Origin of the sequence: Paraburkholderia sp. BR10937, assembly GCF_040965695.1 — a bacterium.
In the GTDB taxonomy this organism is placed as follows: Bacteria; Pseudomonadota; Gammaproteobacteria; order Burkholderiales; family Burkholderiaceae; genus Paraburkholderia.
This window is the reverse complement of the sequence record NZ_JBFRCL010000002.1, coordinates 255,422-269,039: the sequence shown is the minus strand read 5'-3', so window position 1 is coordinate 269,039 and position 13,618 is coordinate 255,422. Positions and strand designations below refer to the sequence as shown.

Sequence of the window (13,618 nt, the reverse complement as noted above, 5' to 3'; positions counted from 1 at the left end):
ACCTTGATCTCTTTGTTGGCACCGTTTTATTACGGATACCTTATTAATATGAATAATCGTCGAACTTCGGGAAACGGTGACGGCGCCAGGGCGCCGTCACCGCAACATCAGTCGGATTGCAGTGCGACCGGGGCCGAACGGCGTGCCAGCGCGCGCGGTGCGGTTTCGATCAGGAACGTCGAAACGAAGATGCCGCAAATGAGCCCGCCGAGCGCGAACTGCAGCGTGAACTGAATGCCATCGTGCTGCGCGACATACCCCGCAATCGCCGGCGCAATGCCGCCGCCAAAAATCTCGCCGGCACCCGAAGTAATGCCGATGGCCGAGGCGACGAGACCCGCCGGTGCGGCTTCAGTCGCGATCGGCCCGGTGAGGACGCCCAGCATGCCAAGCGCGAAGAACGACACGACGAACAGCGCGGCAAACAGCGTCCACGGGTTCGCGCCGATGCGGGCGAACACGTAGAGCGAAATCGCCGCGCCCGTGAACGAGACGACCGAAGTCAGCCGCCGCCCCGCAACGTCGGAGAGACTGGCAAGGCCGAACTCGCCGAGAAAGCCGCCGAAGCCGATCGCCGACACGACAAAGCCCATCTGCGCGGTGTCGAGATGCAGGTAGTCCACGAGATAGTTGGGCACCATCGCGCCGATCACGAAGATGCCCGCCATCGCGCAAAGCGTGGCCAGCATGGCGAGCACGACGTTGCGGCTGCCGAAGAGCGCGCTCCAGCGCGGGCCGCCCGTTGCGTGCGAAACCGCCGCGTGCACCGGCTTGATTTGCGGCGCGTCACGCAACATCGTCGCGATCAGCACGGCCACGATGAGGCCCGGCACGGCGGAAACCGCGAACACCCAGTGCCACGACGGCACGATGCGCAGCAACTGCGTCGCGATGATCGGCGCGAGGCCGAGACCCATCAGCGCGAACATGCTGAGTTGCAGCCCCTGGTTGCGCCCGCGGCGCGATGGATGCGAGGCCTCGCCTACCGTTGCCACGCTCGTGGGCGTGAATGCGCCCTCCGCGACGCCCATCAGCGCGCGAATGAGCAGCAGGCTCGCGAAGCCAGTGGCAAAACCCGAGAAGCTCGAGAGCAGCGAGAACATCACCATCGCCGCGATCATGATCTTGCGCCGGCCGATGCGGTCGGACAGGCGGCCCATGAGGATCGAGAACACGCCCCACGCAATGCTGAGAATGCCGATCAACTGGCCGAACTGCTGGTAGCTCAGGTTGAGGTCTTTCATCATGTGAGGAAAGAGCGGCGCGATCATCCAGCGATCGAGCCCGACCAGACCGAAGCCGATGGCGAGCAGGATCAGCGTCCTGCGTTCGTTTTTCAGATCGTGTGGTTCATGCGGATGGTGTGATTGGGCATGCCTCGTCACGTTTGTCTCCTGGTTTGTCTTGCGTGTTCGTATTGCGAACTACGCTTCGTTTATCGAACTTCGAACGAGATCGTAGGAAACCTCACCCGATGATGTCAATCAAAAAAGACCCTCGTTGTACACAATTTCTCTTTACTTTCCGCTTACTTTTCCACGTTTACCCTGTATTTGGCGACAGTTCTATTGAATAGATCGAACCGTTGTATACAATCTGTACACAGCACGGCGCAGAACTGCAGGCTGTCTCTGGCCGCACCCCATTCGCTTTTCACCACTTCCTTACGCATGAACGGCATCGACGACACTCCCGCCAGCACGCGCGCCGGCTTCGCCGCTTCGCAGACCGTCAAAGCCCAGCTCGGGCTGCGAGAACTGATACTCGGCGGCGAACTCGCGCCCGGCGAGCGCATTTCCGAACTGGGCGTGGTCGAGCGCCTTGGCGTCTCGCGCACGCCGGTGCGTGCGGCGCTCATGCGCCTGCAGGAGGAAGGGCTGCTCGAACCGATTCCGAGCGGCGGCTATGCCGTACGCTCGTTTTCGGAAAACGAAATACGCGACTCGATCGAATTGCGCGGCACGCTCGAAGGGCTGGCTGCGCGCCTTGCCGCCGAGCGCGGCATCACCCATTCGATGTTCCGCGACCTGCACGACTGCATCGACGAGATCGACGAACTTCTCGTGGGCGAGCTGAGCGAGGAAACCTTCTCCCGCTATGTCGAAGCGAACGGTCGCTTTCACCGGCTGCTGGCCGTGGCTTCCGATAGCGAAGTCGTGGCGCGGCAGATCGAGAAAGTCGCCACCTTGCCGTTTGCGTCGGCCAGCGCGTTCGTCGTCGTGCAGTCGCTCGACCCGCGTGCGCGCGAAACGCTGATCGTCGCGCAGGCCCAGCATCGCGCCGTGCTCGAAGCGATCGAAAGCCGCGAGGGCGCGCGCGCCGAAGCGCTGATGCGCGAGCACTCGCATATCGCCCATCAAAACCTCAAGCGCGTGCTCGACAACCAGCGCGCCATGACGAGGCTGATTGGCGGCAATCTCATTCGCCGCAATCCGCGCTAGTGGCGCGCGGTATACGCGCTCGCTAAACGGCTTGATTCGAACGGCGGCATGCGTGCCGCCCCTCACCCTGAACGACGGCGCAACCAGGCGCCCTGGAGGAGACAGATGTTCCTGAAAAACGCGTGGTACGTGGCATGTACCCCCGATGAAATCGACGGTAAGCCGCTGGGGCGGCAAATCTGCGGCGAGCGCATGGTGTTCTGGCGCACGGCCGAAGGCGGCGTCGCCGCGCTCGAAGACTTCTGCCCGCATCGCGGCGCGCCGCTCTCGCTCGGCAGCGTACGCGAAGGGCATCTGGTGTGCGGCTATCACGGCCTCACCGTGGGCGCGAGCGGGAAATGCGTGAGCATGCCGTGCCAGCGCGTGGGCGGCATTCCGTCCGTGCGCAGCTATCCCGCGGTCGAACGCTACGGCTTCATCTGGGTATGGCCCGGCGACGCGGCGCAAGCCGACCCGGCCAGGATCCATCACCTCGAATGGGCCGATAATCCCGCGTGGGCATATGGCGGCGGCCTGTATCACATCGAGTGCGACTATCGCCTGATGGTCGACAACCTCATGGACCTCACACACGAGACCTACGTGCATGCCTCGAGCATCGGCCAGCCCGAGATCGAGGAAGCGCCGCCCAAGACCACGGTCAACGGCGACGTGGTCACCACCAGCCGCTTCATGCACAACATCATGCCGCCGCCGTTCTGGGCCGCGGCGCTGCGCGGCAACGGCCTCGCCGACGACGTGCCCTGCGACCGCTGGCAGATCTGCCATTTCTCGCCGCCCAGCCACGTGATGATCGAAGTGGGTGTGGCGCACGCGGGCAAGGGCGGATACGACGCCGATGTGCGCGACAAGGCATCGAGCATCGTCGTCGACTTCATTACGCCGGCAACCGAAACGTCGATCTGGTACTTCTGGGGCATGGCGCGCAGCTTCGCCGTGCACGATCACGCGCTCACAGAAACGATCCGCACGGGCCAAGGCAAGATCTTCTCGGAGGATCTGGAGATGCTCGAATCGCAGCAGCGCAATCTGCTCACGTGGCCCGAACGCCGCATTCTGAGCCTCAACATCGATGCCGGCGGCGTGCAGTCGCGCCGCGTGCTCGACCGTCTGATCGCCGCAGAACGCAACGCAACGGCCACCGCCGCGGCGGTCTGATTCGCCCGAAGCCACGGTCGCGCGAGGACGCGCGGCCGCTCCCGTTCCCTTGCCCCAACGCCTCATGAAAGTCACCCTTTTGCGCAAGATTCCCGTTGCCACCGACATCTGCGTGTTCGAGCTGGCGGGCGCCGACGGCGCACCGCTTCCGGCATTCGCGGCGGGCGCGCACATCGACGTCCATGTGGATGGATTCGTGCGCCAGTACTCGCTATGCAACCGTCCCTCCGAGCACGGCGCCTACTGCATCGGCGTGTTGCGCGACGCCGCTTCGCGCGGCGGCTCCGTCGCGCTGCACGCGCTCGATGCCGGTACGAACCTGGAAATCAGCATCCCGAAGAATCATTTCCCGCTAGACGAACAGGCCACGCATACCATCCTGCTCGCGGGCGGGATCGGCATCACGCCGCTCATCGCCATGGCCGAGCAGTTGCGCGAGGAAGGCCGCTCGTTCGAACTGCACTACTGCACCCGCGACCCACAGCGCGCCGCCTTTCGCGAGCGTCTTGCCGAAGCGGGTTTTGCGGAGCACACCCACTTCTATTTCGACAGCGAAGGCGCCGATGCACGCATCGACCTCGCGCGCGTGCTTCGTGCTCCGCACGACGGCAAGCATGCCTACGTATGCGGCCCGGCGGGCTTCATCGATGCCGTGCTCGCAGCCACGGCCAGCGCAGGGTGGCCCGCGCAGAACGTGCACCGCGAGTACTTCGGCGCGGCCCAACCAGGCGCGAGCGCGAACGCCGACGCCAACGGCGCCTTCCAGGTCACGCTCGCGAGTTGCCAGCGCGTATTCGACGTGCCGGCCGGCACGACCATCGTCGAAGCGTTGCGCGCGGGCGGCGTCGAGGTGCCGGTCTCATGCGAACAGGGCGTATGCGGCACCTGCATCACGCGCGTGCTATCCGGCGAGCCGGACCATCGCGATCTGTACCTGACCGACGAGGAGCGCGCCGCCAACGACCAGTTGCTGCCGTGCTGCTCGCGCTCGCGCACGCCCATGCTCGTGCTTGACCTCTGACACGGCGCGGCGGCGCCGCACATCAGGACTCGCGCGCTCGCCTCACCGCGAGCAGCGCGGCGAGCGCCGCCACCAGCGTGACCGGAACGCTCGCGCCGATCACCGTCGTGGCGCTCGCACCGCCCGCCAGCAACTGCCCTGCCGCGAGAGGACCGACGATCGACCCTACGCGGCCCACCGCCACCGCCGCGCCCACGCCGGTGCCGCGCATGACGGTGGCGTAGCTCGTCGCGGAAAGCGCGTAGAGCATCGACTGCGCGCCGACCACGCCCATGCCCGCGAGCAACACCGAAACCGAGATCCAGAACAGGTTGCCTGCGCCCGCGAGCATGAAGAGCGAGATTGCGATACCCGCATAGACAGCCGCGACGACACGCCCGGGCTTGACGCGGTCCATCAGCATGCCGATGCCGAGCACGCCGATCACGCTGCCCACGTTGAAGAAAATCTGCGTGACGCCTGCCTGGCTGCGCGAAAGGCCCCGGCTCACGATCAGCGAGGGCAGCCAGTTGAGCAGGAAGTACAGCACGATGAGCGTGCAGAAAAAACTGATCCAGATCTGCGCCGTCACCGCGGCGCGTCCGTCGCCGAACAGCACCCGCCACGTGGGCGGCGGGCCGCCCTGCGTGGACTGCGCGCGGCTCGAGGCCGCTTCATAGGCCGCGGATTCGGGCAGGCAGGCGAGGATCAGCGGCGCGACCACGAGCGGTCCGACGCCGCCCGCATAAAAGATATGCCGCCATTCGGTGTCGCCTGCACTGAGCACGCCGATCAGCGCCGCAAGCGCGCCGCCGAGCGGCATGCCGCAATACATGATGCTGACCGCCGTATTGCGCAGCCGCGGCGCCACGGCTTCGGCCGAGAGCGCGATCAGGTTCGGCATGGCGCCGCCGAGGCCGACGCCGGTGAGGACGCGCGCCACCAGTAGCGTGGCGAAGCTCCACACATGGGCGGTAAAGATCGAGAACACGCCGAATGCCACCATCGAGAGCAGCAGCACACGCTTGCGCCCGATGCGGTCGGCGAGGCGTCCGCCGATCATCGCGCCGGGCAGGAGCCCGAGCATGCCCGCGCTGAACGCGAGCCCCATCTGGCTCACCGAAAGACCGAACTCGCGCGCCATGCGCGGCGCGGCCACGCCCGTCGACTGGAGATCGACACCCTCCAGCACCGCCACGATCAGACACAAACCCAACACCCATGCGGTGCCCGCCGCCGTGCGCGCGCTCACCTGCGTAGTCGATGACGACACGTTGCCTCCTCGTTTTGTAATGGAATGTCGCGGCCTTTCACCGCGCCGTCACTAGTTAGTTAACCTAACCTGTGTGCTAAAAAAATTTCATGCATAGGGCAGCGAAGCGCGGCAGCCCGCTTCGACGAGCCGCAGCCGGTGATCGAACGCCATGAGCGGGCAAGCGAAGAAGTAATGCGCGGTGACGCGCTTTTCGGCATAGAACGGATCGTCGGCGGAGGCATCCATCGCGATGCGCAGCGTGCGCGCCCAGGCGAATGCAAGCAGCAGCCAGCCGATGAGCGCGAGATAGTCGTCGGCCACGCGGTAGGGCAACTCGCGATCGTCTGCGCTGCCCTGCCTGATTTCGCAAGTGATGCGCTGCACGTCCGCCACCAGCGCGTCGATCCGTGCGCCTGCGCCGTGAAGTGCGTGATCGTGGGAAGCCACGCAGCGTGCGGCTTCCGCCGTGACATGCGCAAGCAACGCGCGCATCGCATCACCGCCATCGCCGAGCACCTTGCGCACGAGCAGATCGATCGCCTGGATTTCGTTCGTGCCTTCGTAAAGCATGGCGACGCGGCTGTCGCGCAAGGTCTGCTCCACGCCGTATTCGTGGATATAGCCGTAGCCGCCGAACACCTGCAGCGCACTCGATGCCGCCGCGAAGCCATTGGCCGTGAAGAACGCCTTGGCGACAGGCGTGAGCAGCGAAGCAAGCTGCCCCGCAGCCTGGCGCTCGTGCGCATCGGGATGGCGCGCGGCCACATCGAGCCAGTAACCGATCCAGTAGCCGATGGCCCGCTCGCCCTCCACCGTCGCGCGCAAATCGAGCAGGATGCGCCGCATGGCCGGATGAAACGCGATCGGTGCGGCCTGCGCCGGCTCGCCCTCGTAATGCGCAGGAGCGCTCACCGCGCGCATTTGTGCGCGTTCGTGCGCGTAGGCGTGCGCGCGCTGCCAGGCAAGCTGCGCATGGCCCACGCCCTGCATCGCCACCTGCAGGCGCGCCGCGTTCATCATGACGAACATCGAAGCGAGGCCGCGGTGCGGTTCGCCCACCAGCCAGCCCAGCGCGTGCTCGAAACGCATCGAGCACGTCGGGCTGGCCTTGAGGCCCATCTTCTTCTCGACGCCTTCGCAATGCACGCCGTTGCGCACGCGCTCCCCGGTCTCGCCAAAGGTCCATTTCGGTACCACGAAGAGCGAGAGGCCCTTCGTACCCGCCGGCGCATCGGGCAGACGCGCGAGCACGAGGTGCACGATGTTGTCGGTCAGATCGTGATCGCCGCCCGTGATGAAGATCTTGCTGCCGTCGATGCGCCAGGCGCCGTGCGCCGCGTCGGGCGTCGCTCGCGCGCGCAGCAGCGCGAGATCGCTGCCCGCCTGCGGTTCGGTCAGACACATCGTGGCAAGCCACTCGCCGCTCGCGATCCTGGGCAGCCAGTCGCGCTTCAGTGCATCGGAGCCGTGCGCCATTAGGCACGCCGTCGCGCCATGCGTGAGGCCGGGCGACATCAGCCACGCGTGGTTAGCCGCCGCGAGCATTTCCTGCAGCGCGACTTCGAGCAGCTGCGGCAGGCCCTGGCCGCCCGCGTCGGCGTCGAGCGCGAGCGTCGGCCAGCCAGCTGCGACGAAATCCGCATACGCCTCCCGAAAGCCCGTGGGCATCGAGACCTCGCCGTCCTCGAAGCGGCACCCCTCGAGGTCGCCCGCCGGGTTCAGTGGCGCGATGCGTTCCATCACGAAACGTGCGGCTTCTTCGAGCACCTGCTGCGCCGTCGCGCTGTCGAGGTCCTCCCATGCGGGAACGCTGCGCCACCATGCGGGTGCTTCGATCCATTCGTCGATCACGAAGCGCATGTCGCGCAGCGGGACCTGATAGTCGAGACTCATCGTGACCGTTCCTCAAACGTGCTGCAGATGATGGGCGAAGATCACACGCGTTTCCGTGCCCCGTGCGGCGTATAACGCATCCACGAGCGCCGCGCGCTGGCTCAGCACGACGCGCTGATTGATCGACCCTTTGTCCGTGATCTCGCCGAGATCCAGCGACGGCGGCGCGTCCATCACGTGCAGTCGCGTGATGAGGGTCGCGCTGCCCGTCGCCTCGCGGTTCAGCCGCTGCATCAGGTCAGCAAAGAAGTCGCGCACGGCGCTCGCGTCGAGAACGTCGCGCGCGGCGGCGCTCGCGTCGAGCCCCGCGAGCCGGCGGCATTCGTCGAGGCGCGGGAAGATCAGCACGCCGATGTCGTCGCGGTCCATGCCCGCGATCACCGCGTCCTGCACGTACGGCGCGCCGCCCGAGACGATGCGCGCGCGCATGGGCCCCACGCTCACGAACGTCCCGGAGCTGAGCTTGAAATCCTCGGCAATGCGTCCGTCGAACAGCAGGCCCAGTTCGGGTCGCCCGGTATCGACGAAGCGCACGGCGTCGCCGGTGCGGTAGTAGCCCTCTTCGTCGAACACGTCGTGACGGTCCGCCTCGTTCGCGCGCCAGTAGCCGCCCATCACGTTCGGGCCGCGAAAGCGCGCTTCGAGCTTGCCGTCCACGGGCACGAGACGCGTCTCGCAGCCCGGCGCGGGCAGGCCGATATAACCTGCGCCCATCACCGGGCCGGTCGTGAAGAGGCACGACGGCGCGGTCTCGGTCATGCCGAGGCCCGCCATGATGCGGATGCGCTCGCCGCAATGGGCCTGCGTCACGCGTTCGAGCCGGTCCCACGCCGCCTGCGAGAGCCCCGCGCCCGCGAAAAAATACATCTTCACGCGCGAGAAAAACGTCTCGCGCAACTGCGCGTCGGTTTCGAGCGCTGCGGTCAGTTCTTCCCAACCCTTCGGAACGTTGAAGTAGAGCGTGGGGGCGATTTCGCGCAAATTGCGCAGCGTCTCTTCGAAGCGGCCGGCGACGGGCTTGCCGTCGTCGATATAGAGCGTGCCGCCGTTGTAGAGCGCGATACCCACGTTGTGGCTGCCGCCGAAGGTGTGATTCCACGGCAGCCAGTCCACCAGCACCGGCGGCTCGATGCCGAACTGCGGGAACGTCTGCAGCAGCATCTGCTGGTTGCTGCACAGCATGCGATGCGTGGTGGGCACGGCCTTCGGCAGGCGCGTCGATCCGGAAGTGAAGAGGAACTTCGCGATCGTGTCGCCGCTCACGCGCGCCTGCGCGTCTTCGATGCTGCCCGCCCGCGTCTCGAGCAACGCCGAAAACGGCGTCTCGCGGCGCGCGCCGCCAGCCGGCGTCACGACCACGCGCTCGATATCGCCGGGCACCGCGGCATCGAGCGCCGCGGCAAAAGCGGGGCCGTCGGCCGCGAATACGAGGCCGGGATTGAGCAGACCCAGCGTGTGCCGCAGCTTGTTGTAATCGCTGGAGACCAGCGAATACGCGGGAGAAATGGGCGCATAGGGCACGCCGACCCATAGCGCGCCGAACGCCATCTGCAGATGTTCGAGATCGTTGCCCGAGAGCAGCGCGACCGGGCGCTCGGCCGACAAGCCGCGCTCGATCAAGGCCTGTCCGATCGCGCGGGCGCGTTCGAGCATCTGCGCGTAGCTGATGCCCTGCCATTGCCCGTCGGCGCCGCGGCGCGCCACGAGCCAGCGGTCCGGATGCGCGCGCGCGCCGCTCACGAGCCGGTCGGTCACGCGCTCGGGGAAGTCGTCGAGCGCCTCGGTCGAGCGCAAATACCAGCAGTCGCCGCGCCGTTCGATCTGCGGCGCGGCCGAGCCGATCGCGACGGCGCGATAACCGGCGAAATCCGGCTGCACGACGGCGCGAGCATGCGTTTGGGTCGGCTCCGAATCCAAAGCCTGTCTCCTTTGCTTGACCGGTGCCGGGCTGCGCGGTGCATCGGCGCAGACGGCCCGGTGGTTCATGTCGTGATGGGCGCGTTCAGATCGGATAGTGGCGCGGGCCTGTCTGCACGGTGATCCAGCGCAGGTCCGTGAATTCGGCGATCGAAGCCTTGCTGCCGAAGCGGCCATAGCCGCTCGCCTTCACGCCGCCGAACGGCATTTGCGCTTCGTCGTGCACCGTCGGCCCGTTGATATGGCAGATGCCCGATTCGATGCGCTTCGCCACGTTCATCGCGCGCGCGATATCGCGGCTGAACACTGCCGCCGAAAGGCCGTACTCGCTGTCGTTGGCGACCTTCACCGCTTCTTCGTCGCTGTCCACGCGCTGCACCGTCACCACGGGGCCGAACGATTCGTCGGCGTAGAGCTTCATCTCGCGCGTGACGTTTTCGACGATCACGGGCTGCATGATCGCGCCGTTCACCTCGCAGCCCAGCGGCAGGTTCGCGCCCTTCTCGCGCGCGTCTTCCACGAGCGCGCGTATGCGCCGCGCCGATGCTTCGCTCTCCAGAGTACCCAGCACCGAGCCCGGCTGCGTGGGGTCGCCGGCCTTCAGCGTGCGTGCCTTCGCAACGAGCTTGTCGACGAACGCATCGGCAATCTTGCGGTCGACGATCACGCGTTCGGTCGACATGCAGATCTGCCCTTGATTGAAGAACGCACCGAAGGCGATGCCTTCCACTGCCGCGTCGAGATCGGCATCGTCGAGCACGAGCACCGGTGCCTTGCCGCCCAGTTCGAGCAGTGCAGGCTTTAGATGCCGCGCAGAAAGTTCGGCGACGATGCGGCCCACGCGCGTCGAGCCCGTGAAGTTCACGCGCTTCACGGCAGGGTTGGCGATCAGGCGCTCGACAATGGCCGGCGCATCTTCCGGCGCATGCGTGAGCACGTTGACGACGCCCTCGCCCAGGCCCGCCTCGTTGAGCACTTCGCCGATCAGCGCATGCACGCCGGGACACCCTTCGGATGCCTTCAGGACCACCGTATTGCCGCACGCGAGCGGCATGGCGAGCGCCCGCGTGGCAAGAATCACCGGTGCGTTCCAGGGCGCCATGCCGAGCACGACGCCGCACGGCTGGCGCACGGCCATCGCGAGGCTGCCGGGCACGTCGGAAGGAATCACCGAGCCGTCGATCTGCGTGGTCATGGCAGCCGCTTCGCGCAGCATGTTGGCGGCGAGCATCACATTGAAGCCGTACCAGTTCGCCATCGCGCCCGTTTCCGCCGCGCCGATGGCGATGAAGTCCGCTGTGCGCGCATCCATGCGGTCGGCGGCGGCCAGCAGGCGCTTGCGGCGCTCCGTGGGCGTGAGCGCGGCCCACGCCGGGAAGGCGTGCGCGGCGGCGGCAACGGCCGCGTCCGCATCTTCCAGCGTGGCGGCTGCCGCGCGCGTGGCCACCGCGCGCGTGGCCGGATTGATGCGCTCGAAGGTCTTGCCGTTCGACGCAGCGCGCTTCTCGCCGCCGATCAGAAGCCGGGTTTCATGCATGTCGTTGTCTCCTCTGTCTGGTGCGACGCTATCGATCAGCGCTTGTATGCCTGCAGGCCCGGCTTGATGCTCTTGTCGTCGAGGAACTGCTTGAGGCCCTGCTCGCGGCCGCCTTCCTTGTCGCGATGGTTGGCCTGGTCGAGCTTCGCGTAGAGATAGTCTTCGTTCTGCTCCCACGTCAATTCGCGCGAACGCTTGAAGCCATGCTTCGCGTTGCGCAGCACGACCGGGTTCTTGTCGAGCAGTTTCGCGGCGAGTGCGATCACTTCCTCGCGCAGCTGCGCGAGCGGAACGCTCTTGTTGACGAGGCCCATTTTCGCGGCCTGCTGGCCCGTGAACGTATCGCCCGTCATGATGTAGTAAAGCGCCTCGCGGTGGCCCACCGTATCCGCCATTGCCTTGCTCACGAGGTTGCCCGGCGGAATGCCCCAGTTGATTTCCGAAAGACCGAACGTGGCTTCGTCCGCGGCAATCGCGAGGTCGCACGCCACGAGCGGCGAGAAACCGCCGCCGAAACACCAGCCGTTCACCATCGCGATGGTCGGCTTCGAATACATGCGCAGCAGTTGCCATTGCCAGCGGCTCGCGTCGCGGCGAATGCGCTCCTGCAGCACGTCGGGGCCCGCATCGACTTCGCGGAAGTATTCCTTCAGGTCCATGCCGGCCGTCCACGCCGAGCCTTCGCCGGTCAGCACGAGCACTTGCGCCTCGGCGTCGAGCTCGAGCGTTTCGAGCACGTCGATCATCTCCTTGTTGAGCGTCGGGCTCATGGCGTTGCGCTTTTCCGGCCGGTTGAACGTCACCCAGCCGATGCCGCCCTCGACTGCAACCTTGACCGTTTTCCAGCGACCTTCGTAACTCATTCTCTCTCTCTCCGTAGACACTGCCGCACTCGCGGCTTGAAATCAATTTACTATCAGGCTACCTGATATGTAAAGTAGAATATGATCTCGTCGGTACAAACCCGTAAAACACGATGACCCAGAAAACTTTTCCCACTGCGCCGCGCGCCCGAGTCGCGCAGCCAGCCGCCGAGGGCAGCCCGCACGCCGTGCCGCCCATGCGCCTGAGCTACCTGATCGGCCAGCTCGACCGCGTCGTGTCGCGCCGCCTGACCGAAGCGCTCGCTCGCCACGGGCTCACGCTGCCGCAGTACACCGCGCTTTCCGTGCTGCGTGCGCGCGGCCGCTCGTCGAATGCGCAACTCGCCGAGCGCTCGTTCATCACGCCGCAGGCCGCCAACGAAGTCGTGAAAACGATGGAGGCGAGCGGCTGGGTCATGCGCGAAGCTGACCCGATGAACCGCCGCGTGGTGCTGCTTTCGCTCACCGAAGCCGGCGACGCGCTGCTGGGCGAATGCGACGCCGCCGCCGACCATGTGGAAGGCGCAATGCTCGACGATATGGACACCGAAACAGCGGAAAAACTCCTCGCGCTGCTGCATGCCTGCGTGCGCAATCTGCGCGCTGCTTGAGCGCTCGCGCGGCGAATGACAATAAGGAGGAGACACCCTTGAACATCGACCAGCTCGTTGCGATCGACACGCACGTCCACGCCGAAGTGTCGTGCTGCCAGCCGCCCGACCTCTTCGCGAAGGAATTCGACGAGGCCGCCGACAAGTATTTCGGCACCGTGCTGAAGCAAGGCCGCCGCCCGACGATTCCGGAAACGATCGAGCACTACCGCGAGCGCAACATCGGCTTCGTGATGTTCACGGTGGATTGCGAGGCGAATATCGGGCGGCGCCGCATCGACAACGAAGAGATCGCCGACTTCGCGCAGCAAAACGCCGACATCATGATCGCGTTCGCCAGCATCGACCCGCACAAGGGCAAGTTCGGCGCGCGCGAGGCGCGGCGGCTGATCGAGGACCATGGCGTGCGCGGCTTCAAGTTTCACCCCACCATGCAGGGCTTTTTCGCCAACGACCGGCTGGCTTACCCGCTATACGAAGTGATTGCCGAATATGGCCTGCCCGCGGTGTTTCATAGCGGCCACTCGGGCATGGGTTCGGGCATGCGCGGCGGCGGCGGGTTGCGTCTGAAGTACTCGGAGCCGATCTATCTCGACGACGTGGCCGCCGATTTCCCCGACATGAAGATCGTCATCGCGCATCCCTCCTGGCCGTGGCAGGAGCAGGCGCTTTCCATCGCGCTGCACAAGCCCAACGTGTATATCGACCTGTCGGGCTGGTCGCCGAAGTACTTCTCGCCGGAACTGGTGAAGTACGCGAATACGCTGTTGCGCGAGCGGGTGCTGTTCGCTTCCGACTTTCCCTTGATCCGTCCGGATCGCTGGCTCGCAGATTTCGATACGCTCGACATCAAGGCGGAAGTGCGCCCGTTGATCCTCAAGGAAAACGCGGTACGGTTGCTGGATCTCGGCGCGAAAACCTGAAGAAAGCGGCGCGCCCCGCG

General features: G+C 65.9%; 11 protein-coding genes. 5 read left to right on the top strand and 6 right to left on the bottom strand.

The window, feature by feature from the left end:
* Nucleotides 1-107: 107 nt before the first annotated feature.
* Nucleotides 108-1,385 carry an MFS transporter gene (locus AB4Y44_RS03185; protein WP_368698677.1) on the bottom strand — a complete coding sequence of 426 codons (1,278 nt, stop codon included), beginning with the start codon at nt 1,383-1,385 and terminating at the stop codon, nt 108-110.
* A gap of 285 nt (nt 1,386-1,670) precedes the next feature.
* Between AB4Y44_RS03185 and AB4Y44_RS03180 the strand changes: the two genes are divergently transcribed.
* From AB4Y44_RS03180 to AB4Y44_RS03170, 3 genes are all read left to right on the top strand, one after another.
* The gene (locus AB4Y44_RS03180) at nt 1,671-2,441 is read left to right on the top strand and encodes a GntR family transcriptional regulator (protein WP_368698676.1); all 771 of its coding nucleotides are present in this window, start codon (nt 1,671-1,673) and stop codon (nt 2,439-2,441) included.
* Nucleotides 2,442-2,546: 105 nt separating this feature from the next.
* A complete protein-coding gene (locus AB4Y44_RS03175) occupies nt 2,547-3,599 on the top strand; it encodes a Rieske 2Fe-2S domain-containing protein (protein WP_368698675.1) in 1,053 nt (350 codons plus the stop codon).
* A gap of 64 nt (nt 3,600-3,663) precedes the next feature.
* A complete protein-coding gene (locus AB4Y44_RS03170) occupies nt 3,664-4,620 on the top strand; it encodes a 2Fe-2S iron-sulfur cluster-binding protein (protein ID WP_368698674.1) in 957 nt (318 codons plus the stop codon).
* A 22-nt stretch (nt 4,621-4,642) separates the two neighbouring features.
* Here the strand turns inward: AB4Y44_RS03170 and mhpT are convergent, their stop codons facing one another.
* The 5 genes from mhpT to AB4Y44_RS03145 all read right to left on the bottom strand — a co-directional run bounded on the left by mhpT (nt 4,643) and on the right by AB4Y44_RS03145 (nt 12,064).
* Nucleotides 4,643-5,872, bottom strand: a complete 1,230-nt coding sequence (mhpT, locus tag AB4Y44_RS03165) for a 3-(3-hydroxy-phenyl)propionate transporter MhpT (protein ID WP_368698673.1) — start codon at nt 5,870-5,872, stop codon at nt 4,643-4,645.
* A gap of 87 nt (nt 5,873-5,959) precedes the next feature.
* Nucleotides 5,960-7,747, bottom strand: a complete 1,788-nt coding sequence (locus tag AB4Y44_RS03160; RefSeq protein WP_368698672.1) for an acyl-CoA dehydrogenase family protein — start codon at nt 7,745-7,747, stop codon at nt 5,960-5,962.
* Between the two features lie 12 nt (nt 7,748-7,759).
* Nucleotides 7,760-9,664, bottom strand: a complete 1,905-nt coding sequence (locus AB4Y44_RS03155) for a feruloyl-CoA synthase (protein ID WP_342921750.1) — start codon at nt 9,662-9,664, stop codon at nt 7,760-7,762.
* 85 nt (nt 9,665-9,749) lie between these two features.
* Complete coding sequence (locus AB4Y44_RS03150) at nt 9,750-11,201, bottom strand: aldehyde dehydrogenase (RefSeq protein WP_368698671.1); 1,452 nt, start codon at nt 11,199-11,201, stop codon at nt 9,750-9,752.
* A 35-nt stretch (nt 11,202-11,236) separates the two neighbouring features.
* On the bottom strand, nt 11,237-12,064 hold the full coding sequence (locus AB4Y44_RS03145; RefSeq protein WP_324153650.1) for a p-hydroxycinnamoyl CoA hydratase/lyase: 828 nt from the start codon (nt 12,062-12,064) through the stop codon (nt 11,237-11,239).
* A 113-nt stretch (nt 12,065-12,177) separates the two neighbouring features.
* Between AB4Y44_RS03145 and AB4Y44_RS03140 the strand changes: the two genes are divergently transcribed.
* Nucleotides 12,178-12,675: a MarR family transcriptional regulator gene (locus AB4Y44_RS03140; RefSeq protein WP_342921752.1), complete on the top strand. Its 498-nt coding sequence runs from the start codon at nt 12,178-12,180 to the stop codon at nt 12,673-12,675.
* Between the two features lie 38 nt (nt 12,676-12,713).
* Nucleotides 12,714-13,598, top strand: coding sequence for an amidohydrolase family protein (locus AB4Y44_RS03135; RefSeq protein ID WP_368698670.1), 885 nt, complete (start codon nt 12,714-12,716; stop codon nt 13,596-13,598).
* Nucleotides 13,599-13,618 lie beyond the last annotated feature (20 nt).